Here is a 22,958-nt window from a genome sequence, read left to right on the forward strand (position 1 = left end):
CTCGCCCGTTACGGCCGGCGAGGTGGGACGCCGCGGTGGGAGCCGTCGTCGTGGAGAAGTCTCCAACGTCGGTTTAACCTCGCACGCCGGAGGCTGTTTGTCAATGATCGCGCAAGAGGTCCTGGGAGGTATCGCACGCGCTCAAGGGGGGTCGTAACCGCCGGGGCTCCAGGGGTGGCATCGACTGAGACGCCGGACGCCTCTGGTGAAGCCGACGATGAGCCCATACTTGCGCAGGGACTCAATCATGTAGTTGCTGCAACTGGGGTGGAAGCGGCAGACGTTTCCGAACAGGGGGCTGAGCGTCTTCTGGTAGACGCGGATGAGGCCGACGAGCAGGGCTACTAGAGGACGAGAGAGGCTCATGGCGAGGGCTTCGGCTCGCGCCTTGGCGCGCGGAGGCGGCGGGCGGCGTCGCGAGCAAGAGTCGCCAATGAGGAGCGGACCGCCTCAAATTCGGCCTGTGGAGCACGGGGAAGGACGACGAGGTCCACGCCGGGCGGCAGATCGGCTTTCGACAGCCGGAAAGCTTCGCGGATCAGTCGCTTGATCCGGTTTCGCGCCGAGGCCTTTCGCACCCGCTTGCGCGAGACCGAGATGCCGAGCCGGGCGTGCTCCAGACCGTTCTCCACGCCGTAGACGATCAGGACGGCGTCGGAGACCGAGCGCTTGCGGTCGAACGCCCGACGGAAGTCGGCGGGGTCCTTGATGCGTTCGTGGGGGCGGAAAGTCTGGTCGGGAGTCGTCACTCGGGGCTTCCCTGATTCGATTCGGCTTCAGACGGAGAATGGTCGGTGAGTGCGCCGCCTCGGACGGTACCGAGTCGGGCGCGGATCAGGTCGGCTCGCCGCCGAAGATGCCAGACGCCGAGGACCGCGATCGCGACGACCGAAGCGAGCACCACCCACAACAAGCCGCCGACCGCCCGTTTCAGACGGCCGCGGGCCTCCGGATGTTCGTGGAGGATTCGGGCAAGCCGGGACTCAGGAGGTCGATCGGGAGTCATGCTCGGCCTGCAGAGGGATTAAGAAGGTCGGTCGCGGGCGTCCAGGATGTCGCGAAGATCATCGGCCATTCGCGACAGATGGTCGTGCAGATGAGTCATTCGGTCGCGGAGTCGAAGGATGACCTCCACCCCGGCCAGATTCACGCCAAGGTCGCGCTGGTAGCTGACGATCGACCAGATTCGGCGCACCTGAGAGGGTTCATAGCCCTGGACCTCGCCCGAACGCACGCAGTGCACGAGGCCCAGTTCTTCATAACGGATCAGAACCTGCGGTGAGATCGACAGGCCCTGGGCGACGGTTTCGCGAGGGATGATCGGTTCGTTCATGGCCGGCTCGCAATCCTGGGCTGAGGAGCGCTCATTCCCTGAGGGCGACGGTCACCACAACCCGGCCCGCGGGCTCTGTTTGTTGAGGTCGGCGAATTGCTCGATGAGACGCTTGCTCTCGTCGTCCACGCCTTTTGGGACGACGATTTTCACGACGACGAACAGGTCGCCGTCCGGCTTGCCGGCGGAGCCTGGCACGCCCTGCCCCTTGAGCCGAAGCTTCTGGCCGCTCGAGGTTCCGGCGGGGATCGGCACCGGCTTCATGCCGTCGAGCGTGGGAACGTCGACCTTGGCGCCCAGGACGGCCTCGGCGACGGTCAGAGGCACCTCGACGAGGAGATTGCGATCCTCGCGCTTGAAGTACGAATGCGGCTCGACGGAGACGATGATCGTCATGTCGCCGGCCGGAGCCCCCTTGGGGCCTGGCTCGCCCTGTCCCTTGAGGCGGAGCTTCGCCCCCTCGTCGACGCCGGGCGGGATCTTGACGGTAAGTGTCTCGCTCTTGCCGTCGCTGCGTTGAACCTGGATCGAGGTCTGACCGCCGCGAACGGCCGTGAGGAACGGGATCGTCAGGTGGGCCTCGACGTCGCGGCCGGCCTGAGGACGGGCTGCCTTTCCCCCTGCCCCGGCGCGCATCCGGCCGAAGAGGTCTTCAAACAACCCTCCTCCACCGCCGCCTCCGCCCCCCTGGGCGTAGGAGCCGATGAGGTCGCTGAAGTCGAACGTCTCTTCGCCCTGTCCGCCGAACCGCGAAGCCCATTCCGAAGCGCCCGCGCGAGGGCCGGCGCCCATGCCTTCAAAGCCGGCGGCGCCGTAGCGGTCGTACATCGCCCGTTTTTCCTGGTCGGAAAGGACGTCGTACGCTTGCTGGACTTCCTTGAAGCTCTTCTCGGCGGACTTGTCCCCCGGGTTTACGTCCGGGTGATACTTCCGGGCCAGCTTGCGGTAGGACTTCTTGATGGCGTCGGGATTCGCATCCCGCGGCACATCGAGGACCTCGTAGTAATCACGATCAGGCATAACGGCTTACGATCCACTTGGCCCTGATGATCGACCCGCTCCATTCTAGTTCGCCGCGGCGGTGATTCCAAGCGAAGCCGCGTCAACTCAGGTTGCGCGGGCCGAACGCCGACGGGAGGAGCTTGTCGAGGGTCGTCCTGATTTCGTCCGGACCGTCGCAGCGGCAGACGACCTCGCAGCTCGGGCCGAACTCGTTGAGCACCTGGCGGCAGGCGCCGCAGGGTGCTGTCGGCGTCGTCGTCGGCGTGTAAATCAGCACGGCGCGGATCTCGGGACGTTCGCCCGAACCGACCAGACGAAACACAGCGTTCCGTTCGGCGCAGATCGTGAGACCGTACGAGGCGTTCTCGACGTTGCAGCCCGCGACGATCGCGCCGGACTCAGTGAGGACGGCCGCTCCGACGCGGAACTTGCTGTAAGGGCAATAGGCTCTGGCGGCCGCTTCCTTCGCAGCCGCCAGCAGCCGGTCGATCTCGTCGTCGGAGATCATTGTGGAGCCTCGTCAGTGACTGGCGGTCGCGGTTGCTTCCGCTTCGGCCGCGACGCCCACTCGGTGGCAGAAGTCGCCGAACCCCTCGCCGTCCAGCCGTTCCACCTTGAAGCGGGCGAAGATCGGGGCGAGTTCCGTGACGATCTGGTCGTGGGGAACGTAATCCTTGTATTCGACGTTCAGCCGGTCGCCCGTCGTCCGGCCGCCGAGGAAGACGGTGTACGTGCCGGGACCGGGAAGACCGTCGGGGCCGAGCTTCGCCGACCGGCCGACGAGGCCGATGTCCGCGTTGTAGGGCCTGGCACAGCCGTTCGGGCAGCCCGTCATGCGGACCGTGAAGCGCTCGTCCTCAAGACCCTGGCGAGACAGTTCAGCCTCGATCATGTCGATGACGGAGGGGAGCGCCCGCTCGGCGTCAGTCACGGCCAGGCCGCAGGTGGGGAGCGCCGGGCAGGCCATGGACCAGCGACGGACCGTGGAGACGCGCTGGACGTCGGCAATGCCGTATTCTTCAAGCCAGGCGTTGATCTCGTTCTTCCAGGCGGGCTCCAGATCCATCAGCAGAACCTTCTGCTGGCAGGTGAGCCGGCCGGGAGTGCCGTACTTCTCGAAGAAGGCCTTCAGGCCGCTGGCCAGCCGAAGGTTCCCTTCATCCTTGATTCGGCCATTCTGAACGGGGATGCCCAGGAAGAGCTTGCCGTCGCCCTGTTCGTGCCAGCCCATGTGATCGTCGACGTCGGTGACGTGGACGTCGCGGGGGTCCTCAAGCTTCCGGCCCAGGTATTCCTCAACCTTGGCTCGGAATGCGGGCATACCCCAGTCGGCGACAAGGTACTTGATTCGGGCCCGCTTACGATCGGTGCGGTCGCCGAAGTCTCGGAAAACGCGGACGACGGCCTCGCCGACCTCGCGGACGTCCTTCCGAGGGATGTAGCCCATCTCCAGGGCGAGGAACGGGAAGGTCTTCGATGCGCTGGGGGAAGTCCCCAGGCCGCCCCCGACGAGCACGTTGTAGCCGACGATCTTTTCGCCTTCGACGACGGCCAGGAAGCCCAGGTCGTTGGCGTAGACGTCGGTGCAATTGTCGTCAGGGAAAGCGAAGGCCGTCTTGAACTTACGAGGGAGGTACGTCTTGCCCAGAATCGGCTCGACGGCGTCGTCTCCGGGCTGCTTGACGAGCGGCGATCCAGCCGGGGGCAGGCTCTCGATCTTCTCGCCGTCCATCCAGATGTCCCAGTACGTGGTCGCCCGAGGCGCCACGTGAGACGCCCAGAGCTGGGCGTCCTCGTTGATCTGCTCGTGCTTGCGATCCTTGATCGGCGCGGGGCAAGCCAGGACGTTCCGCTCGACGTCGCCGCAGGCCGCGAGCGTGCAGAGGAGATTCTCGTTGAGGTGGCGGATCACCACCGCGATGTCCTGCTTCAGGACGCCGTGGAACTGAAACTCCTGCCGGGTCGTGATTCGGAGCGAGCCGTTCCCGACGAGCCGGCGGATCTCGTCGCAGACGAGATACTGGTGGGCCGTCATCCGACCGCCGACCATCCGGACCCGGATCATCACCGAGTAGGCGTATTCCTTCTTTTCCCGCTTCAGCCGCGGCCTTTGATCCCGGTCGTCCTGCATGTACGAGCCGTGGAACTTGAGGATCTGGCCGGCGTCGTCGGAGAACGACGGCTGATCGTTGTGGATCTCTTCGGCCAGAATCTGCTTGAGGTATCCGCTCGCCGCCTTCAGCCCCTCATTCTTGGAGAGTTTGGGCTTCTGGCTTCCTCCGTTCGCCTCGGACATGATCACACCCCTTCGAAGAGCTTCGCTTGAATCTTCACCATTATAGCGAACATGGTCGTGTTTCAAATGGACGCGCGAGATCCCGTGAGGACTGAGGATCTGTCATCGCGTCGAGATCACTTGGGCGTCTCGGCGGCCGGGGGCGTCGCCGGCGGGTTCTCGACCGGCTTCGTCGTGGGGGCCGGGGTGGGAGCGGGAGCGCTGGCCGCGGCATTGGCTGCTTCCATGCGCTTCTGCTGGGCCTGAGCCTCGATCATTCGGCTGAGGCCCTGGAGGATCATTTCGGTGTTGTCATCGACGGTGGCGTCGGGGGGGGCCTGGAAAGCGAAGTCCGCGTCGCTCAGGGACGGATCGAACTTCACGTCGGAGTAGACGAGGACCAGGTCGCTCGGCTCCGGTTTCTCCTGCTTGTCCGAGGCGCTCTTCGTGGTGATCCGCTTGCCGTCGAGCGTGGTGGTCCGTTTGTCGATGAGCATCGTCTCCGGACGACCTTGCAGCTCAAGCTTGTAGGGCCAGCCGTTTTCCTTGTCGAAGGTCAGGGTCGCCAGGCTGGGAACGTAGGACGGGAGCAGGCCGACCTGCGGCACGGGACGACCTTCGGGGACGGCGAGCCCCGCGCGATCACGCCAGGCGCCCCTGGCGATCCATACTGGACGTCCGTCGAGATCCCCTTCCTCAATCTGGTCGAAGCGGACCGCGCTGCGAACGCCCGAGAGCAGCATTTCGGGGCCCGTAAAGCCGAGGCTGGAAAGGATCTGCTCCCGGACCTGCTTGTCGACCTCCGGCGCCTGAAGCCGTTCGAGGACTGGCTTGACGCTCAACTTGCTGTACGACGGGGAGTCGAGAAGCTTCTGGAAGTTCCAGAGGACGTCGCCGTTGGAAACTTGCAGGATCGTCCCGGTCGACCCAGGCAGGCCGGCGACGTCGAGCCGGAGTAAGACCCGCGACCCCGGCGCCTTGAGATATCGTCCCTTCACCTGGAACGACTGGCCCATCATCTTCACACTCTGGGCGAGCGTGGCCGAGACCGTCTTGACGGCGGCGACCTTGGGGATCGCCGCATCGATCAGTTTCTCGGCCTCCGTCGGCGGCTCCTCGGCGGGAGCGGCCGGCTTCGCGCCGAGGGCGCCCGCGGGGGGGGCCTGCGCCGGCTGGCTCGGGGCCGGAGTTTGGGCGAAAGTCGAGCCGGTCGCCAGGGCGGTGACGAGAGCCGCGGCGAGCGTGATCCGGGAGGCGTTCCGGTGGATGCGCATGGTCGAGCTTTGGGTCGTTACTTAAGGTACGGGACGGATTCCCGATCATAGCCCCGGGCCTGGCGAGGACGCAAGGTGGCGAGGACGCAAGGCCCGCCCAGGATCAGGGGATCTCCGCGGCCGGCAGCGGCGAGGGAATCTCGATCGGCCTCGAAAGGACGGATCCGGTGGCCTTGGCCGCTTCCAACCGTTTCCGCTGAACCTCCTGATCGATCAGAGCGTTCACTCGGGCGAGAACCTCATCGGTCTCATCCTTGATTTCGGCTTCCGGCGGAGAGGGGAGCGGGAAATCGGCGTCGGTGAGGGTTGGGTCGAATTTAACGTCGGTGTAAACCAGCACGAACTCGCTGGGCTGCTGTTTCTCGATGCTGCTCTTGGAGCCGATGCGCTGACCGTCGAGACCCACGGCGCGGGTGTCGAAATTGCCAATGTCGGGGTTGCCGTGGAGTTCAAGCTTATGAGGCCAGCCGGTCGCTTGATCGAGAGTGAGTGTGGCGTGACTTGGGATGTAAGGGGGCAATCGGCCGACCTGCGGACCGGGACGACCAGGAGCAGGAGCCGGAACGCCGCCGCGGTCGCGCCAGCCTCCCTGAACGACCCAGACGGGACGGCCGTTGAACTCGCCCTCTTCCTTATGGTCGAAGCGCACCGTCTTGCGAATGTTGGTCAAAAGGGCTTCAGGCCCGGCTACGCCCAGACTGTAGAGGATCTGTTCCCGGCCGGCTCGATCGAGCTCCGGGGACTGGAGTCTTTGCAGGACGGGATTGAGGCTGATCTTGCGGTACGACTGAACGTCGAGCAGCTTCTGGTAGTTCCAGAGGACGGCCCCGTCGCATACCTGGAGCATCCGCCCTTGCGCGCCGGGTAGGCCGACGACGTCGAGATCGAGGTAGATCCGCGAGCCGGTCCCTTTAAGGTAGCGGCCCTTCACCTGGAACTTCTGACCCAGCATCTTCACGTCCTGGGTCAGCGCGGCGGAAACGGTCTTGACGGCGGCCACCTTTTTGATCGCGTCATCGATCAATCGCTCGGCCTCGGTGGGCGGCGCTTCGGCGGGGGAGGCCGTCGGGTCGGCGGGGGTGGCTGGGGGAGCCGCCGCAGGCGCTTGGGCCGCACCACTTTGCGACGGTCGGCCTGGGGCCTGGGCGTGAGCCGCGACGGTGCTCAGGGCGACGACGAAGGGCGTCGCCAGCGCGATCCGGCGTCCGTTCCGGTTGATGCGCATGATCGGGGTCTACGCTATTTCTCAAGGGTAGGGAATAGATGCCCGATCATATCCCTGGGCGTCTGGAGACGCAAGTCCGGCGGACGGACCGTGGAGAGCCGCGGCAAATGCGGCTCTTCGCCGGGGATGGCCGCGGCTGAGTCATCCGTACTGAAGCTTTGCTTCGGAGCGGGATGAACTGGTCGCCGAGGATGTCAGGACGACACACATTCTCCCCGATCGGGAGATCGGAATCGAGCGGCCCTGGGCCGACCGGCTTCGATCGTGGGAGCTGGAGAGGATTTCCATGCAAACCATCGGAGTGCTGCTGCTGGCGGCGGCCGCCACCGGCGACGGTTTCGGCTACGACCACGCCGGGGTCGGCCTGAAGAAATGGCTGCGCCCGCACGTCGTGGCCAGCTCGCATACGCCGCCCCCGGGCGGCCCGCAATACACGGCCGCCACCATGGGCGGTCCCGGAGCCGGCGCCGACGCCGCTTCCGGCCGGCGCTTCGTCAACACGAAGAGCCAGGTCTACTTCCTTGACCCGGACCGGATGAACATCTCCTGGCAGACGGGGAGCGCCCCGACCGGCGAGCGGACCTACGGCGGCGTGCCGCTGGTCGTCCCGGGCCGGTACAACTTCAACCAGGGATACATCTACCGACTGAAGCTGTCGGCCATTCCGGGCCGTCCGAACGTCGCCCTGTATCCCACGATCGAGGTCGCTCCGACCACCCCCGCCACCGACGCGTACCTGGCGCATAACGCGATCCCGGTCCAGTTCACGGCCGAGGATTTCGACCAGGTCGTCGACGGCGGAAACTTCGTGACCAAGGTCATCTACCTCCCGGACCCCAAGTACCAGGAAGTGGCGGTCTCGGGCGTGGAGACGCTGGTCTCGACCCGGCTTGAGCCGGGCGTCGACCCGATCATCGAGGCCGACAAGCGGGGCACGATCCTGCTGATCGTCCGCCTCGGCGCCATCGATCTGGAGAGCAACAACGCGGCTGTCGGCGGCGTCCCCGTCGGGCCGGTCGTCGGCGCCCCGATCGAGCCCGCTCCGGTCACCGCTCCTGGCGTTGCGGCCCCCGCCGGCATCGTTCCGCCGGTGACCGATCTTCCTCCGGGTTCACTGCCCGCCGGCGTGACCGCCCCGCCGGCCGCCGAGGCCGTCCCGGTCGATCCCGCCCCGGCTCCGGCTCCCGCCGCGGTCCCGGTTCCCGCCGCCGAGATTCCGGCTCCGGCTCCGGGTCTGGCCCCGCAGCCCTGACCCACGGGCCGACGATCTGAGCGGCCCGATCCCGACAGGCCCCGGCGCGAGCGTCCCGACGACGTCTCCCGCCGGGGCCTTCGACGACCCGGCCCTCCCTTCGCACGCCATTCCTATATTTCCCCACGAGCAAGGATCGAGGCCGATGAGCCGACACGAAAGACCACTCGACCACCGGTGGATCAGAGGTGGAATCGTCGCCGTCGCCCTGGGCCTCGCGTCGGCCTCGCGGGGGACCGACGCCGTCGCCCAGGATCTCGCGCCGGCGCCCACGCCCGAGGCGGCCGCGACCGCCCCCGCTCAACCCGCGCCGACGCCGGCCGAACTCGCGCCGGTGCCGTCGCCGACGACCGCCCCCGTGGGCGTCGTGACTCCTGAGGGACGCGGCTTGCCTGTCAGCCCGCTCCCTGACCCGAACATTCAGCCCGTGCGTTTCAGCGGCCCCGAAGGCCTCGCCGTCGAGGTTCTCTCTCCCCAGCCGAGCCCCGCGAGCATCGGCGACAACGGCGGGTTCCTGACCACCGGCCTCCAGCGCAAGGTGGGTTACCGCCTGCGGCTGTCGAACATTCCTAACCGTCCCGAGGCCGAGCTGTTCCCGGTCGTCGAGGTCGTCGGTCACATGCACCGACCCGCTGAGATCGACCCCGGCAAGTACCCGATCCGCATCGTCTTCACGGAAGAAGAGCTGTGGGACGTCGTCGATCACGGCCGGCTGATCACCAAGGTCATTTACCTTGAGGATCCTGACCAGGCCCTGCCCCTCAAGCTGCCGAAGGACAAGATCCCCGTCGTCGAGGTGAACCCGGCGGAAGATCCTGTTCGGGTGGCCGCGGCACTTGGCCGTGTCATCGCGATCGTCAGGCTCGGCGGCCGCAGGCCGACCATCGAGGAACTCAACGCGGGGGACGCCGGAGACCTTGGGCTGGACCGGATCCTGGCCGTCTCGGGCGGCCGTTGCCCCTACTCCTGTGGCAATAATCCCTGCCAGCTTCCCAGCGGACCGGCGTGCCCGCCGCTGGAGCCAGGTCAGCGCCCCGTCCTGCCCCGCGACGAATACCTCTGCGACGGCGGCGACCGCGGCGCGAAGGCCGGCGCCGGCCCGGGTGGTGCGATTCGCGGCGTAGACCCGCGCGACGCCGTCGTCCGCTTCGATGTGGGCCTCGACGCGTACGCCGACCCGAAGATCCTCCCGACCAATCGCGTCTGCATTTACGCTCCAAGGTTCGCCGAGATCCGTGTCAGCACCGGCACGATCGAGAACGTCGAGATCCATGGGCTGAACCTGAACACGCTCACCCAGCGAGCAGCCCAGGCCCAGAAGACGGACGACATCCGTCGGCTCGTTCAGAACCAGGCCGCCGAACTCGCTCGCGACCAGCGCCGCGTGCAGGCCGCTCGGAGCAAGTCTTATGCGGGTGAGAGCTCCGAGGTTCGAGGCGCGATGGGCTATGTCGACGTCCAGCATCCCAAGATCGGCTCGCAGTCGCAGTCGGCGCAAATCGAGAAGCTCCGCCAGGCTCCGGTGATCGCTCGCGAGAAGGTGAAGGTGATCGGCATCAAAACGGCCGAGGCTCCGATCGTCGCCGAGCTGGTCCAGGGGACGTCCGAGGCGATCCGCAGTCAGCCCCCTCTGGAGATGACGGGGATCGAGACGCCTCCCAATCGGCCGGGCCTGGCCGTGGTGAAGCGCGTCGACGTGACCGAGGCGGAACCCGGCGACACGGTGACCTATGCCATCGCCTACCGCAACATGGGGAACACCCCCATTCGGTCGGTCAGCATCATCGACAGCCTTCTGCCGCGGTTGGAATACGTGGCCGGCTCTGCCAAGGGTCCGAAGGGCTCGGCCTTCACCGTGGGCGAGAACACGGCGGGCTCGACCGAACTCCGGTGGGACCTGAAAGAGACCATCCCACCGGGTGCCTCCGGATACGTTTCGTTCCAGGCCATCGTCCGCTGACGTCAGCCCGGCCGGCGGTTATCATGCGACCGATTTGAGCCCGGACGTCGGCATCGACGTCCGGGCCGTTCTCGTCTTGGGAGTCGGGCATGGGATTCAACCCCTGGGAGATCGCCCTCCTGCTCTTCGCGACGATCGGGCCGTTGAAGGTCACGATCATCGCCGCTTCACTGACGGCCGGCGCGAAGCCGGAATTCGTCCGCCGCGTCGCCCTGCGGTCGGTCGTGACGGCGTCGATCGTCTGCGTGGTGTTCGCCCTCTTCGGCGAGGCGATCCTCCGGACGTTCAAGGTGTCGATCCCGGCCTTCCAGATCGGCGGCGGGTTGATCGTCCTGCTGTTCGCGATCGACACGGCCGTGTCCAAACGGCGAGCGGATCCGCTCCCGAGCGAGGGGGCCGATCCGTCCTCCCTGCAGTCGCTCGAAATCGCGACCTGTCCGCTGGCCGTTCCGCTGATGGCGTCAGTTTCGGGGCTGGTGGCCATCGTCTCGACTCTCGCCCAACGCGACGACCTCAAGGCCGTCCTCTTCCTGACGTTCGTCATCGCCGTCATCATGGCGGTCAACTACGCATGCCTCTGTTCGTGCCAGTGGATCTCTCGGATCCTGGGCTCCACGGTGATCGAGGTCGTCAGCAAGCTCATGGGCGTGCTTCTGGCCGCCCTGGCCGTTGAACTCATCGTCGCTGGACTCGTCGGCTTCGGAGTCATGGCGGCGCCGTCGGCCAAGCCGGATAGCAGGCCGCCTGAGGCTCCAGCCCCCCACGCACGCTGATTAACCGATTGAAGTCGATCGTTTGCGGCAAATGTTCCGATAAGGGAGATGGGAGCGGCCATCGCCCTATCTGTTCGGCCGCGCGCGCAGGCTGAGTTGGCACACGGCTGCGAAACGCCCCCCCGATCCGAGGACGTCGAATGCTCCGCCGACCGCGACACGAGGCCGATCCACGTCGCGCCCCGTCGCGAAGACGGCTCGCGGCTGGCCTCCTCGGGTTGGTCATGTCGGCGTCGGCTGCTTCGCAGGCTGCGCAGGAGCCGGCCCCGAACAACGTCGCGGCGACCGTCGACCGCCTGGCGAAACGGCTGGAGGATCTGGAGAAGCGGAATTCGCAACTCGCCGAGCAGAACCAGTCGCTCACGAAGCGGGTCGATGAGTTGAACCGGCGATTGGAGCAGGTCGCGCCTGACGACGAGACTTCGACTCCAACAGCGAGCCCCATCCCGCCGCCGACTCTTCCGTCTCCCTCCCTTCCCGGTCTGGATGATGAGCTTGACGCCGATGCCGGGGTAGGCGACCCTCCCCCAAGACCGACGGACGTTTCTCGTCTCTTCGCCGAATCATCGACCCGGCGGTACCAGGTGGGCGAGCACGACGACGATGCGGGGAACTACATCCTCGTCCACCCGAATGACGCCCAACGCATGCCGTTCGAACTTCGGTTCGACATCTTCACCCAGGCGCGATACACGAACTTCGCACGCGGCCGTGACTTCTGGGTCGACGCCGAAGGTGATCGAGAGCCGATCAACAGCTTTGCTTCCTTCGAGGTGGCTCGTAATTTCCTGGTCTTCTCGGGCTTCGGCATCGACCCGAAACTCCAGTACACAGCGATCATCTTCTCGTCGACCTCGATCAACGACACCGTCTATCTGGGCTGGATCAACTACCGATTCAGCCGGGCCTTCGACCTCAGATTCGGCAACTGGCTGCTTCCCGGAACCCGTGAGTGGTACGAGTCGTTCCGCTGGACGCTCGGCTCGGACCGACTCATGGCGACCACCTTCTTCCGGCCCAACATCAGCCCGGGCGTCTGGATTCAGGGCGAACCGATCGACGGCCTCAACTATGTGGCGATGGTCGCGAACTCGTTGAGCCGCTTTACTCAGGGGGTCGCCAATCGCGTGGGCTCGTCGTTGGCGTTCGGCGGCACCGTCTGGTGGGAGCCCACCCACGATTACGGCGTTGGTGTGTCTGACGTGGAATACCACGATGAGCGGAGCTTCCGCTTCGGGACGAGCGTCGATATCGCCCATGAATCGAACCAGGGCTTCACGCTGGCCTCGATTCGAAACCCCGAAGACACCCTGATCCGCCTTTCCGACGGCACCCCACTCTTCCGGCCCGGCGTGCTCGCTCCCGGCGTGGAACTCGAATCGACGAACCTCCAACTCTGGACGATCGACGCGGCGATGAAGTGCCGCGGTCTCGGAATCTCGGGCGAGTACTTCTTCCGCTGGCTGGACGGCTTTCAGACGGTCGGCGGCAGGTCGCCGTATTCCTCGCTGTTCGATACGGGGGGGCTGCTGCAGGCCGGCTACTTCCTGCAACCTCACAAGCTCGAAGCCTTCGCGCGGACATCTTTCGTGACGGGTCACTTCGGCGGCGGCTACGAGTACGGCGGCGGTCTGAACTGGTATCCCCGTGGAGTGCGAAGCTGGCGAACGACTTTCGAGATCCTTCGGATCAACGGATCGCCGGCCCAGAACTTCATCACCGGATATCGTGCCGGGGAGACGGGGACCCTCTTTCAGCTTCAGTGGCTGACCGACTTCTGAGTCTCCCGGTCAGATCTCGACGGCCGAATAGAGCGGCTCGATCGGCTCCCCGGCGCAGAGGAGAAGGGGACGGCCGAGGCGGTCGCGAAGCTCCGCGCCTGGATCCACGCCCAGGGCTCGATAAACGGTCGCGGCGAGGTCCGGCGGGCCGAAGGTCCGTGTCACGGCGTAAGCCCCCATCTTGTCGGACTTGCCGATCACCTGCCCGCCGACGACTCCTCCGCCGGCGAAGACGGCCGGAAACACCTTCGGCCAGTGGTCGCGTCCGGGGACGGCGCCGGGGGTCAACTCGGAGATCCTCGGCGTGCGGCCGAACTCGCCGAGCATGATGACCAGCGTCTCATCCAGCAGGCCCCGAGCCTTGAGGTCGTCGAGCAGCGTCGAAACCGCGCGGTCAAGGGCGGGGAGCAATTCGTCCTTGAGCCGGGGGAAGTTGCCGACGTGCGTGTCCCAAGTCTGCACGATCCCCATCGTCGCCTGCACGACGGGTACGCCGATCTCGACCAGCCTCCGCGCCGTCAGCAGCGATCGCCCGAAGATGTGGCGGCCGTAACGCTCAAGGAGGCCCGGGTCTTCACGGTCGAGGTCGAGAGCCCCGCCGACCTTGCTGTTGCAGAGCATGGCGAGCGCCGCGTCCTGCTGATCGGCGAAGGAATCGCCGGGGAGTGTCGGCGTCGTCTGGGTCAAAAGGTGGCGGCGCCGATGGAGCCGATCGGCGTCCAGCCCCGTGGGGAGAGTCAGGCTGTCGTCGCGGGCCTCGGGCTTGTTCGGGTCGAGGCGGAGCTGCCATGGGTCGTGCTTCGGGCCGAGGAAGCCGGCGTCCTGGCCGGGCCACGTCAGCGGGCCCTCGATCAGCTTGAGCGGCAGGGCGACGCCGTTCGGCACGCCTTCGCGACGGCCTCGAAGGTGGTCGACGACCGAGGCGTAGCAGGGGAAGTCGTCGCGCGAAGCGACGCGGTCAAGGTCGCTCGCCCCGCGCGGGAACGACGGCTTGCCGGTCAGGACGTGGTGAACGGCGACGAGATGATTCCCCTCCGGATGCGACATCGACCGCACGACGGCCAGGTCCTGCGAACGTGCGGCGAGCCGAGGCAGATGCTCACAGAAGAAGACGCCGGGCGTCGCCGTCTGGATCGGCTGGAACTCGCCTCGGATCGCGTCGGGCGCCTCGGGTTTCATGTCGAACGAGTCATGTTGACCGAGCCCGCCGCTGAGCAGGATCACGATCACTGACCGCGCCCGGCCCACGGACGTTTTCGGGGTCGAGACCTCTCGAGCCGCCAGCAGGCCGGGGAGCGACATGCCCAGAAGTCCGGAGCCCGCCTGTACGAACCCCCTTCGAGTGAGTCGCAGCCCCAGGGGTTCGGCCGAGTCGTGTCGCTTCATCGCCGCCCTCGCCGTGAATCGCCGTAAGACCAGGAACTGGCCTTCTCCACTCCAACGCTGGAAAGTTTAACAATTGCTGGCCGCCAGGCCAAGGGCGAGGAGACGAGTCCGCCGCACCGATGGTTTGCGCTGAATTTCCGGCCGGTTTCCACGACACGACGACTTCCGGTGAGTCCTTCTCGCCATGAAACGTCGAATCATTGTTGAATATCCGTCGCTTTCGGGGTAAGGTTCGAGACGGTCGCGAAGGCGGCTTTGGATGCGAATTCACCAACCAACGACAAGGGGATGCGCCCGATGATCCGCGTTCTGGGCGGACCGAAACGGCTCTGCGACGGACTGACCCGCCGCGATCTCCTTCAGGTGGGGGCCGCGGGCCTGTTGGGCTCGGCGATGTCCGGCCCGACGCCGGCGGTGGGCTCGACCTCGGGGCTGCCTGGGTTCGGTCGGGCGAAGTCCTGCATCATGCTCTTTCTCTACGGGTCGCACAGCCAGATTGAGACCTTCGACCCCAAACCCGACGCTCCCAGCCAGATCCGGGGCGAGTTCGGATCCATCCCGACCAGCGTTCCCGGCCTTCGGATCTGCGAAGGGCTGCCGAATCTGGCCGGGGTAATGGACAAGGTCTCGGTGATCCGGTCGGTTTCTCATCCGTTCCCGGTCCACGGCGTCGCCTACGCCACGACGGGGAACCCGGCGGTCCCGCTGGCTATGGAGTTGAGCCCGCGCGACCCGGCCCACTGGCCGTTCATCGGCTCGGTCGTCGACTACGTGGACGGCCGCAACGCCCAGGGGGGCGACCGTCCGGAAGTGCCGCGAAACCTCCAGCTTCCGTTCGCGTTCTCCAGCCAGCGCATCGGCGAGGTCGCCCGCGCGGGTCCGTACGGAGGATTCCTCGGCCAGGCCTACGACCCGATCTGCACCCAGTTCATCGGCCAGGGGACGACCCGAGCGCAAAAGACGCTGGCCAAGCTGGCCTGGGACGATCTCGAACCGTATCGCGGAGTCACGCCTGAAAGCCGATTCCAACTCGACGGCGTCGCCGCCAAGGCCGGTCCCGCGGTGACGATCGACCGTCTCGACCGCCGGCGATCGTTGCTCGAACAGATCGAAGACGCTCGCCGGACCTTCTCCCCCGGCCTGGAAGTCGACCGCCATCGTGACACGGCCTACCGCCTGCTGCAGTCGAAGAGCTTCCGAGAGGCGTTCGACCTGGACCAGGAGACTTCGGACACGCGGGCCATGTACGGCATGACCCTCTTCGGCCAGGCGACCCTCACGGCGCGTCGGCTCGTCGAGGCGGGCGGCCGATTCGTCACCGTCTTCTGGGATGAGTACGGCCTGGCGGGGACCGGTTGGGACACCCACTGGGACCACTTCCCCCGGATGCGAGACGAGCTTCTCCCCGGCCTGGACCGGACTCTCTCCGGCCTGATCCTGGACCTGGACCGCCGGGGGACCCTCGACGAGACGCTCGTGGTCCTGTTGAGCGAGCACGGCCGCACCCCGCAGATCGGCAACGTGCAGGGGGGCGGTCGCGACCACTGGTCTCGTTGCTACTCGGTCGTCCTGGCTGGCGGCGGGATCGCGAGAGGGAACGTGGTTGGCAAGTCCGACAAGATCGGCGGCGACGTCGTCGATCGGCGGGTTTCCCCCAAGGATGTCCTCGCCACGATCTACCACCTGATGGGCATCGACCCGGCCACGACCCTCCACGACCGCCTGAACCGCCCCATGAGCCTCGTCCCCGACGCTGAGGTCATCTCCGAAATCCTGGCCTGAGAGCATCCCACTCCGCCAAACCCATGCTGGCCGCTCACAGCGGTGGGTTCGTTTGCTGCCTTCGACCTCATTCCGGAGCACCCGTCGACACGCGTTCCACGGCTTCAGGGAGCCGTCGGCACGAGGTTCACGGGGGCCCGGAATTTGGCTTCGATCGCGCATTTCTGAGACCGTTCCTCGCTCCAGACCGCCATCATTGGCAGGACGCCGTTTCTGGGTTGAGCGATCAAGTTGGGTGCCATGGCCACGCTCGTGTGGCCATGAACCGCTGCTGGCGACCGCGTGGCCGTCGCCCATCTCATGGCCACACGAGCGTGGCCATGGCACACGGATTTGTCTTCCTTCAGTGGTGGAAAGGAAGGAACGTCTCCCCGAGAGGTTGATCACATCGCGCGGTTGGGTTCGTTTGGCAGGATTGAACCCGATTCGACAACGCCACCGATGCGCGGCTCGCAGCATCAGGAAGCGGCCGCCGTGCGATTTGCGGCCCTCGGGAATTCGGGTTCGTTTGGTCATTTTCGCCGCCTCGTTTCCGCGCCCCGTTCCGGAGGTCGCCGGCTTCTTGATCGAGTCCATCGGTCCGATTAGAGTGCCCGACGGTCGCTGTTCAGAAGCCTGCTCAGATAGAGCGTACGACCAGAACGCTCTCTCGAATCGCCGAACCGGACGAACCGCGACCTTCCCACCCGATTTCGCCCCGCCCCTCGGTCGAGGACGCCCGCCATGCCTCTCCAGTTGCGAGCCTTCATTCTCTCGGCAGCCCTTGCGCTCGCCGGCTCCGTCGTGGCGAATGGCGAGGAGCCTCGCTGGGACGTCATGGCCGATACCTGGGTCGCGACCGACGGCCTGGGCCGGAAGACTCCCGGTTTCGAGGAAGTTGGGCCGCCCCGGCCGGACAAGACGGTCGGGATCTTCTACTTCCTCTGGAGCGAGGGACAGAACCCCGTCTTCGACCTCTCGAAGATCCTGGCGGGGAATCCCGAGGAACCGAGATTCGGCCCGCCGGGCGCGTTCCACCACTGGGGAGAGCCGCTGTTCGGCTACTACCGCGACGACGACGCCTACGTGATTCGCAAGCACGTGCAGATGCTCTCGGACGCAGGCGTCGACGTCTGGTTCTTCGACGTGACTAACGCCCTGACGTATGACTCGGTCCGGGACGCGATCATCAAGGTCCTGGACGAGGTCAAGGCCTCAGGCCAGCGCACGCCCCGCATCGCCTTCCTGGCCAACTCCGTCCACGTGAAGACGGTCGAGCATCTCTATCAGACCTTCTACAAGCCCGGCAAATCGCGCGAGCACTGGTTCCTCTGGGACGGCAAGCCGTTGATCCTAACGCCGACGGATCAGCTCAGCGACGAAATCAAGGGCTTCTTCACGGTCCGGCATTCCTGGGCCTGGACGAAGGGCCAGAAATGGTTCGGCGACGGCCGCGACCGCTGGCCCTGGCTCGACCACACGCCGCAGGCCCCAGGTTGGCACGAGTCTCCCGACAAGCCCGAGCAGATCGTCGTCGCCACGGCCGAGCACCCGATCAGCAACATCGGCCGCAGCTTCCATGACGGCCGCGAGCCGGCCCCCGCTGAGCAGAATTCCGGAGTCGGCCTGTATTTCACCGAGCAGTGGAAGCGAGCCCGCGAGGTCGATCCGCCCTTCGTGTTCGTCACCGGCTGGAATGAGTGGGTCGCCCAGCGCTTCATCGATCCGAAGGGGAACATGGCTATGGGGGGCGTGAAGGTCAAGCCGGGCGGCACCTTCTTCGTCGACCAGTTCTCGCCCGAGTACAGCCGCGACATCGAGCCCATGAAGGGGGGCTTCGGCGACGCGTATTACTACCAACTCGCCTCGGAGATCCGCCGTTACAAGGGAGTTCGCAAGCTGGATGACGTCTCCAAGGTGAAAGTCCGGATCGACGGCTTGTTCGAAGACTGGAAGGCCGCCTCGCCTGAGTTTCGCGACACCCTGGGCGATCCCGCCCACCGCCGACACGCCGGTTGGAAGAACGAGCCGGAGTTCGTCAACGAAACCGGCCGCAACGACCTGATGGCCGCGAAAGTCGCCCCCGGCGCGGAGTTCGTCGACTTTTACGTGAGGACCCGAGAGCCTCTGACGGCTCCCGGCGAGCACTGGATGACGCTCTTGATCGACGTCGACGCCGACGCTCGGACCGGCTGGCTTGGCTACGACCTCGTCGTGAACCGGGAAAAGCCGGCCAACGGAATGACCTCGATCGAGCGGTTGAAGTCGGACGGCTCCCGAGAGAGCTTAGAGGCGGCGGCGGCCGTCGCGTTTGCCGGGAACGAGTTGGAACTCGCTGTGCCTCGGTCGATCCTGAATACGGGCGACCGGAAACGCGTGGTCCTGGACTTCAAGTGGGTCGACGGTATCGTGATCGGCGGCGAGGCCTCCAAACTGACGAAGGATGGAGACGCTGCGCCGAACGACCGCTTCAACTACCGCGCAGCTTGGGGCGACTGAACTCAAGGATTCTCTGGCGAGGAGACGGTAATGAATCGAGGGATGGTCGGCTCCACATTCGCGGCGCTCGCCGTTGCGTTGGTCTGCGGTTCTCCCGCCCTGCTCGGCGAGGAACCCGCGAAGAAGGCCCAGCCGAATGTCTTGTTCATCGCCGTGGATGACCTGCGGCCGGAATTCGGGGCGTACGGCCAGTCGTACGTGAAGACGCCGAACATCGACCGCCTCGCGTCCCGAGGCGTGACCTTCGATCGAGCCTACTGCCAGCAGGCGGTCTGTTCGCCTTCGCGGTCGAGCTTGCTGACCGGGATGCGGCCGGACTCGACGAAGGTCTACGACCTCGTCACCCACTTCCGCGTCGCTCTCCCTGAGGCGGTGACGCTGCCTCAGTTCTTCAAGGAGAACGGCTATTTCGTCCGCGGCATGGGAAAGCTCTACCACCCGGGATACGACGATCCGAAGTCGTGGTCGGTCCCCTGGGAAACCGAGCAGGCCGTCGGCTACGCGCTTGAGGAAAACCGGAAGGCGCGTCAGGAGAGCGTCGCCGCGGCGAAGGCCGCGGGCAAGACGGCCAAGGCCGCCAATCAGGCCGGGCGCGGTCCGGCTTACGAAGGGGCCGACGTCTCGGACGAGACCTTCCTCGACGGCAAGATCGCACTGAAGGCGGTCAAGGCGCTTCAAGAGCAGGCGGATCGGCTGAAGACGGACGACGCCCGGCCGTTCTTCCTGGGGGTCGGCTTCGCCCGCCCACACCTGCCTTTCGTCTCTCCCAAGAAGTACTGGGATCTGTACGACGCTTCGACGATCACGCTGGCTCCGAATCCTTTCCGCCAGGAAGGCGCTCCGGAATACGCCGTGCTCGACAGCGGCGAGCTTCGAAACTATTACGGGATCCCGAAAAAGGGGCCGGTGCCCGACGACCTCGCCCGCACCCTCAAGCATGGCTATTACGCGTCGATCAGCTACATGGACGCCCAGGTCGGCAAGGTTCTCGACGAGTTGGATCGTCTCGGTCTGCGCGAGAAGACCATCGTCGTCTTCTGGGGAGACCACGGCTGGAAGCTGGGCGAGCACGCCGCCTGGTGCAAGCACTCCAACGTCGAGCTGGATACGCGCGTCCCCCTGATCGTCGCGGCCCCAGGCGTTGCTCCGGCCGGCGCTCACTCGAAAGGCCTCGTGGAGTTCGTCGACATCTATCCGACGCTCGCGGATCTCGCCGGTCTGACCCCGCCGAAGGAACTCGAAGGGGCCAGCTTCGCCCCCCTGCTCCGCTCGCCCGACCGGGCATGGAAGTCGGCCGCCTTCAGCCAGTATCCCCGTGGCCCTCAGAAGTTGATGGGTTACACGCTGCACACGGATCGCTACCGGTTGACCGAGTGGGTCGCTCAGGCGAACCACGCGAAGGTGGAGGCCGTGGAACTCTACGACCTCCAGACCGACCCGCAAGAAAACCACAACATCGCCGCCGACCCGGCGCAGGCTGAGACCTTGGCGAAGCTCACCGCCCAACTTCGGGCCGGCTGGCGATCGGCTGTCCCGGCCGTTGAGGTCAATCGCTGATCGGGTCCGTCGACCTCAGACGCGGGTCTGGCCGACGGCGACAAAACATCGCGTCAAACATGGGGCCATGACGGAACGCTGGTTCGTCGTGGCCTCTCTCATTGCACGTTGGGAAAGTGCCGCAAAGCGTCGCTCCGGTCTGGATCGGACGACGTAAGATTACTGAGGCGGCCGGGCCGGACCGTGGCGTCCGGGGTCTTGACGGGCGATGAATGATGCGCCAGACGTCCTATGAAGGGATCGGCGGCGCTTCAGACGCCGGCTCCGTCGCGATTGACGGATTCGGCGGCTCCGTTGTAAGATTCAGTATTGCAAAGACTTGTGCAACGTGTCATTCGCACGGGGATCATGCGGCAATGGAAGTGCTGACCGAGCTTTGGGATAAGACGACCGACGCGCTCTCCGCCCTGTCCGAGGGGGTGTCGGAAGGGCTCGTCCGGATCTTCGGCAGCTCGAACGAGCGACGCATCCGGCAGATGCGGCCGATCGTGGCTCGGATCAATGAGCTGGAACCCTCGTTTCAGACGCTCTCCGACGACGAGCTGAAAGCGCGGACCGAGGAGTTCCGCCGCCGCCGCGCCGCCGGCGAAACGCTGGACGAGCTGCTGCCCGAGGCGTTCGCCGCCTGCCGCGAGGCTGGCCGCCGCTACATGAACATGCGGCATTTCGACGTCCAGTTGATGGGCGGCATGGTGCTGCACGGCGGCAACATCGCCGAAATGGTCACCGGCGAAGGCAAGACGCTGGTCGCCACCCTGGCCGCCTACCTGAACGCACTCGACGGCAAGGGCGTCCACGTCGTCACGGTCAACGATTACCTGGCCCGTCGCGACGCCGAGTGGATGAGCCCGCTCTATCAGGGCCTGGGCATGTCCGTGGGCGCGATCCAGTCCGAAATGGACTCGGCCGAGCGCAAAGAGATCTATTCGCGCGACATCACCTACGGCACCAACAACGAGTTCGGCTTCGACTACCTCCGCGACAACATGAAGCCGACCGCGGAGTTGCAGTGCCAGGGCGTGCTCCACTACGCCGTCATCGACGAGGTCGACAGCATTCTGATCGACGAGGCCCGGACCCCGCTCATCATCTCGGGCCCGGCCTTCGACGACGTCCGCAAGTACGCCGAGGCCGACCGCATCGCCCGGCTGCTGAAGCGGGACTTCCACTTCGAGGTCAAGGAAAAGGAGCGGACCTGCCACCTGAACGACGCCGGCATCCGCGAGGCTGAGAAGATCGCCGGTCTGGAGAGCTTCTACACGCCCGGCAACATGGAGTGGCCTCACCTCATCGACAACGCCCTGAAGGCGCACCACCTCTATCGTCGGGACCGCGACTACGTCGTCCAGCAGAACGGCGAGGTCGTCATCGTCGACGAGTTCACGGGGCGCCTCATGGTCGGCCGCCAGTGGTCGGACGGCCTCCACCAGGCCGTCGAGGCCAAGGAACGGGTCCGGATCAAGGAAGAGAACCAGACCCTCGCCACGATCACCCTGCAGAACTTCTTCAAGCTCTACAAGAAGCTCTCGGGCATGACGGGCACCGCCATGACCGAGGCGAACGAGTTCTACAAGGTCTACGGGCTCGACGTCGTCGCCATCCCGACCAACCGCGGCCTGAGCCGCGTCAACTACCCGGACGTGATCTTTCGATTCGAGCGCGAGAAGAACAAGGCGCTCGTCGACGAGATCAAGGAAGTCCACGCCACGGGCCGCCCGATCCTCGTCGGCACGGTCTCGATCGAGAAGTCGGAGGAGTTGTCCGACTTCCTCAAGCGGTACGGGATCCCCCACGAGGTCCTCAACGCCAAGCACCACGAGCGCGAGGCCGAGATCGTCGCTCAGGCCGGTCGCCGCGGCGCCGTGACGATCGCCACCAACATGGCCGGCCGCGGCACCGACATTATCCTGGGCGGCAACCCCGAATTCATGGCCTGGTTCGACCTCAAGCGCGAGACGAACGAGGACGGCCGGCTCGTCTACGAGACGCGGCTCGACGTTCCTCACGACGTCTGGCACAGGGCCGTCGAGAAGTATGAGGCCGAGATGAAGTCCGAGGGCCGCGAGATCGCCGCTCTCGGAGGCCTGCACATCATCGGCACCGAGCGTCACGAGAGCCGCCGGATCGACAACCAACTCCGCGGCCGCTCCGGCCGTCAGGGCGACCCCGGCTCGTCGCGGTTCTTCCTGGCTCTCGACGACGACCTGATGCGGAAGTTCGCCGGCGAGTGGGTCTCCGCCGTTCTCACCCGGCTGGGCATGCAGGAAGGCGAGGCCATCGAAAGCAAGATGGTCAGCCGCCGCATCGAAGGCGCCCAGAAGAAGGTCGAGGAACGCAACTTCGACATCCGCAAGAACCTCCTCGAATACGACGAGGTCATGGACGAGCAGCGCAAACGCGTCTACTCGTTCCGCCAGGCTCTGCTGGAGGGGTCCTCCCCCAAGCAGCGGATCCTGGAGATGATCGACGGCCAGGTCGACGATGCCGTCGGCCGATTCCTGGCCGACGATTACGGCCAGGCCAGCTTCGCCGAGTGGGTCTCCCAGCGCCTCGGCGTGGACATGACGGCCCGCGACTTCCGGGGCGTCGATTTCGACGACGCCGGCGAGATCGTCCGACGTCGCGGCGAACGCCAGCTCTTCGAGTCGATCCGCGAGGCCATCGAGGAGAACCTCTCCCCCGACGCCGAGCCCGCCGACTGGACCTGGGGCGCCCTGGCGAACTGGGCCAACAACCGATACGGCCTCGACATCAAGGAAAAGGAACTCCGGAAGTTCGAGCACCGCGACGGCGAAGACGTCGACGTCGAGCGCCCCGAGCTTGAAGAGTTCATCCACGAACGGGCCAAAGCCTCGATCGACAAGCTCGACCTGAGCCCCG

The 22,958-nt window shown here is 65.8% G+C and carries 17 protein-coding genes and 1 pseudogene; 8 read left to right on the forward strand and 10 right to left on the reverse strand.

Annotated features, from left to right (window positions below):
• Positions 1–141 precede the first annotated feature (141 nt).
• The 9 genes from yidD to G5C50_RS03790 form a co-directional block, all read right to left on the reverse strand.
• The gene (gene yidD, locus G5C50_RS03755; RefSeq protein ID WP_165065152.1) at positions 142–366 is read right to left on the reverse strand and encodes a membrane protein insertion efficiency factor YidD; all 225 of its coding nucleotides are present in this window, start codon (positions 364–366) and stop codon (positions 142–144) included.
• Complete coding sequence (gene rnpA, locus G5C50_RS03760; RefSeq protein ID WP_240906949.1) at positions 363–749, reverse strand: ribonuclease P protein component; 387 nt, start codon at positions 747–749, stop codon at positions 363–365. The genes yidD and rnpA overlap by 4 nt, the downstream gene beginning before the upstream one ends.
• Positions 746–1,006 (reverse strand): hypothetical protein, encoded by a 261-nt coding sequence (locus G5C50_RS32210; protein WP_206107571.1) that lies wholly within the window; start codon positions 1,004–1,006, stop codon positions 746–748. Before G5C50_RS32210 ends, rnpA begins: the two co-directional genes overlap by 4 nt.
• A gap of 18 nt (positions 1,007–1,024) precedes the next feature.
• A complete protein-coding gene (locus G5C50_RS03765) occupies positions 1,025–1,333 on the reverse strand; it encodes a chaperone modulator CbpM (RefSeq protein WP_165065155.1) in 309 nt (102 codons plus the stop codon).
• 51 nt (positions 1,334–1,384) lie between these two features.
• Positions 1,385–2,353, reverse strand: a complete 969-nt coding sequence (locus tag G5C50_RS03770) for a DnaJ C-terminal domain-containing protein (RefSeq protein ID WP_165065158.1) — start codon at positions 2,351–2,353, stop codon at positions 1,385–1,387.
• Positions 2,354–2,435: 82 nt separating this feature from the next.
• The gene (locus G5C50_RS03775) at positions 2,436–2,843 is read right to left on the reverse strand and encodes a cytidine deaminase (RefSeq protein ID WP_165065161.1); all 408 of its coding nucleotides are present in this window, start codon (positions 2,841–2,843) and stop codon (positions 2,436–2,438) included.
• A gap of 12 nt (positions 2,844–2,855) precedes the next feature.
• Entirely contained in the window at positions 2,856–4,631 is a 1,776-nt protein-coding gene (locus G5C50_RS03780) for an NADPH-dependent assimilatory sulfite reductase hemoprotein subunit (RefSeq protein ID WP_165065164.1), read from the reverse strand.
• A gap of 116 nt (positions 4,632–4,747) precedes the next feature.
• Positions 4,748–5,884: a LolA family protein gene (locus G5C50_RS03785; protein WP_165065167.1), complete on the reverse strand. Its 1,137-nt coding sequence runs from the start codon at positions 5,882–5,884 to the stop codon at positions 4,748–4,750.
• 103 nt (positions 5,885–5,987) lie between these two features.
• On the reverse strand, positions 5,988–7,109 hold the full coding sequence (locus G5C50_RS03790; protein ID WP_165065170.1) for a LolA family protein: 1,122 nt from the start codon (positions 7,107–7,109) through the stop codon (positions 5,988–5,990).
• 286 nt (positions 7,110–7,395) lie between these two features.
• On the opposite strand from G5C50_RS03790, the gene G5C50_RS03795 reads away from it, so the two are divergent.
• From G5C50_RS03795 to G5C50_RS03810, 4 genes are all read left to right on the forward strand, one after another.
• On the forward strand, positions 7,396–8,361 hold the full coding sequence (locus tag G5C50_RS03795; RefSeq protein WP_165065173.1) for a hypothetical protein: 966 nt from the start codon (positions 7,396–7,398) through the stop codon (positions 8,359–8,361).
• A gap of 145 nt (positions 8,362–8,506) precedes the next feature.
• On the forward strand, positions 8,507–10,321 hold the full coding sequence (locus G5C50_RS03800; RefSeq protein ID WP_165065175.1) for a DUF11 domain-containing protein: 1,815 nt from the start codon (positions 8,507–8,509) through the stop codon (positions 10,319–10,321).
• A gap of 89 nt (positions 10,322–10,410) precedes the next feature.
• Positions 10,411–11,094 carry a MarC family protein gene (locus G5C50_RS03805; protein WP_165065178.1) on the forward strand — a complete coding sequence of 228 codons (684 nt, stop codon included), beginning with the start codon at positions 10,411–10,413 and terminating at the stop codon, positions 11,092–11,094.
• Positions 11,095–11,234: 140 nt separating this feature from the next.
• Positions 11,235–12,875: a bZIP transcription factor gene (locus G5C50_RS03810; RefSeq protein WP_165065181.1), complete on the forward strand. Its 1,641-nt coding sequence runs from the start codon at positions 11,235–11,237 to the stop codon at positions 12,873–12,875.
• Between the two features lie 9 nt (positions 12,876–12,884).
• Here G5C50_RS03810 and G5C50_RS03815 read toward each other — a convergent pair whose 3' ends face one another.
• A complete protein-coding gene (locus G5C50_RS03815) occupies positions 12,885–14,261 on the reverse strand; it encodes a DUF1501 domain-containing protein (RefSeq protein ID WP_165065184.1) in 1,377 nt (458 codons plus the stop codon).
• 297 nt (positions 14,262–14,558) lie between these two features.
• Here G5C50_RS03815 and G5C50_RS03820 point away from each other — a divergent pair, with 297 nt between their 5' ends.
• From G5C50_RS03820 to secA, 4 genes and pseudogenes are all read left to right on the forward strand, one after another.
• Positions 14,559–16,043 (forward strand): DUF1501 domain-containing protein, encoded by a 1,485-nt coding sequence (locus G5C50_RS03820; protein ID WP_165065187.1) that lies wholly within the window; start codon positions 14,559–14,561, stop codon positions 16,041–16,043.
• Between the two features lie 723 nt (positions 16,044–16,766).
• A complete protein-coding gene (locus G5C50_RS03825) occupies positions 16,767–18,521 on the forward strand; it encodes a glycoside hydrolase family 71/99 protein (protein WP_165065190.1) in 1,755 nt (584 codons plus the stop codon).
• 30 nt (positions 18,522–18,551) lie between these two features.
• Positions 18,552–20,078: a sulfatase gene (locus G5C50_RS03830; RefSeq protein WP_206107572.1), complete on the forward strand. Its 1,527-nt coding sequence runs from the start codon at positions 18,552–18,554 to the stop codon at positions 20,076–20,078.
• A gap of 419 nt (positions 20,079–20,497) precedes the next feature.
• Positions 20,498–22,735, forward strand: a pseudogene (gene secA, locus G5C50_RS33135) (preprotein translocase subunit SecA); the annotation flags it as partial.
• Positions 22,736–22,958 lie beyond the last annotated feature (223 nt).

The organism is Paludisphaera rhizosphaerae (assembly GCF_011065895.1).
GTDB classification, from domain to species: domain Bacteria; phylum Planctomycetota; class Planctomycetia; order Isosphaerales; family Isosphaeraceae; genus Paludisphaera; species Paludisphaera rhizosphaerae.

Coding starts and splice junctions, on each gene's coding strand:
- yidD (WP_165065152.1), bottom strand. CDS start 366: ATGAGCCTCTCTCGTCCTCTAGTAGCCCTGCTCGTCGGCCTCATCCGC.
- G5C50_RS32210 (WP_206107571.1), bottom strand. CDS start 1,006: ATGACTCCCGATCGACCTCCTGAGTCCCGGCTTGCCCGAATCCTCCAC.
- G5C50_RS03765 (WP_165065155.1), bottom strand. CDS start 1,333: ATGAACGAACCGATCATCCCTCGCGAAACCGTCGCCCAGGGCCTGTCG.
- G5C50_RS03770 (WP_165065158.1), bottom strand. CDS start 2,353: ATGCCTGATCGTGATTACTACGAGGTCCTCGATGTGCCGCGGGATGCG.
- G5C50_RS03775 (WP_165065161.1), bottom strand. CDS start 2,843: ATGATCTCCGACGACGAGATCGACCGGCTGCTGGCGGCTGCGAAGGAA.
- G5C50_RS03780 (WP_165065164.1), bottom strand. CDS start 4,631: ATGTCCGAGGCGAACGGAGGAAGCCAGAAGCCCAAACTCTCCAAGAAT.
- G5C50_RS03785 (WP_165065167.1), bottom strand. CDS start 5,884: ATGCGCATCCACCGGAACGCCTCCCGGATCACGCTCGCCGCGGCTCTC.
- G5C50_RS03790 (WP_165065170.1), bottom strand. CDS start 7,109: ATGCGCATCAACCGGAACGGACGCCGGATCGCGCTGGCGACGCCCTTC.
- G5C50_RS03795 (WP_165065173.1), top strand. CDS start 7,396: ATGCAAACCATCGGAGTGCTGCTGCTGGCGGCGGCCGCCACCGGCGAC.
- G5C50_RS03800 (WP_165065175.1), top strand. CDS start 8,507: ATGAGCCGACACGAAAGACCACTCGACCACCGGTGGATCAGAGGTGGA.
- G5C50_RS03805 (WP_165065178.1), top strand. CDS start 10,411: ATGGGATTCAACCCCTGGGAGATCGCCCTCCTGCTCTTCGCGACGATC.
- G5C50_RS03810 (WP_165065181.1), top strand. CDS start 11,235: ATGCTCCGCCGACCGCGACACGAGGCCGATCCACGTCGCGCCCCGTCG.
- G5C50_RS03815 (WP_165065184.1), bottom strand. CDS start 14,261: ATGAAGCGACACGACTCGGCCGAACCCCTGGGGCTGCGACTCACTCGA.
- G5C50_RS03820 (WP_165065187.1), top strand. CDS start 14,559: ATGATCCGCGTTCTGGGCGGACCGAAACGGCTCTGCGACGGACTGACC.
- G5C50_RS03825 (WP_165065190.1), top strand. CDS start 16,767: ATGCCTCTCCAGTTGCGAGCCTTCATTCTCTCGGCAGCCCTTGCGCTC.
- G5C50_RS03830 (WP_206107572.1), top strand. CDS start 18,552: ATGAATCGAGGGATGGTCGGCTCCACATTCGCGGCGCTCGCCGTTGCG.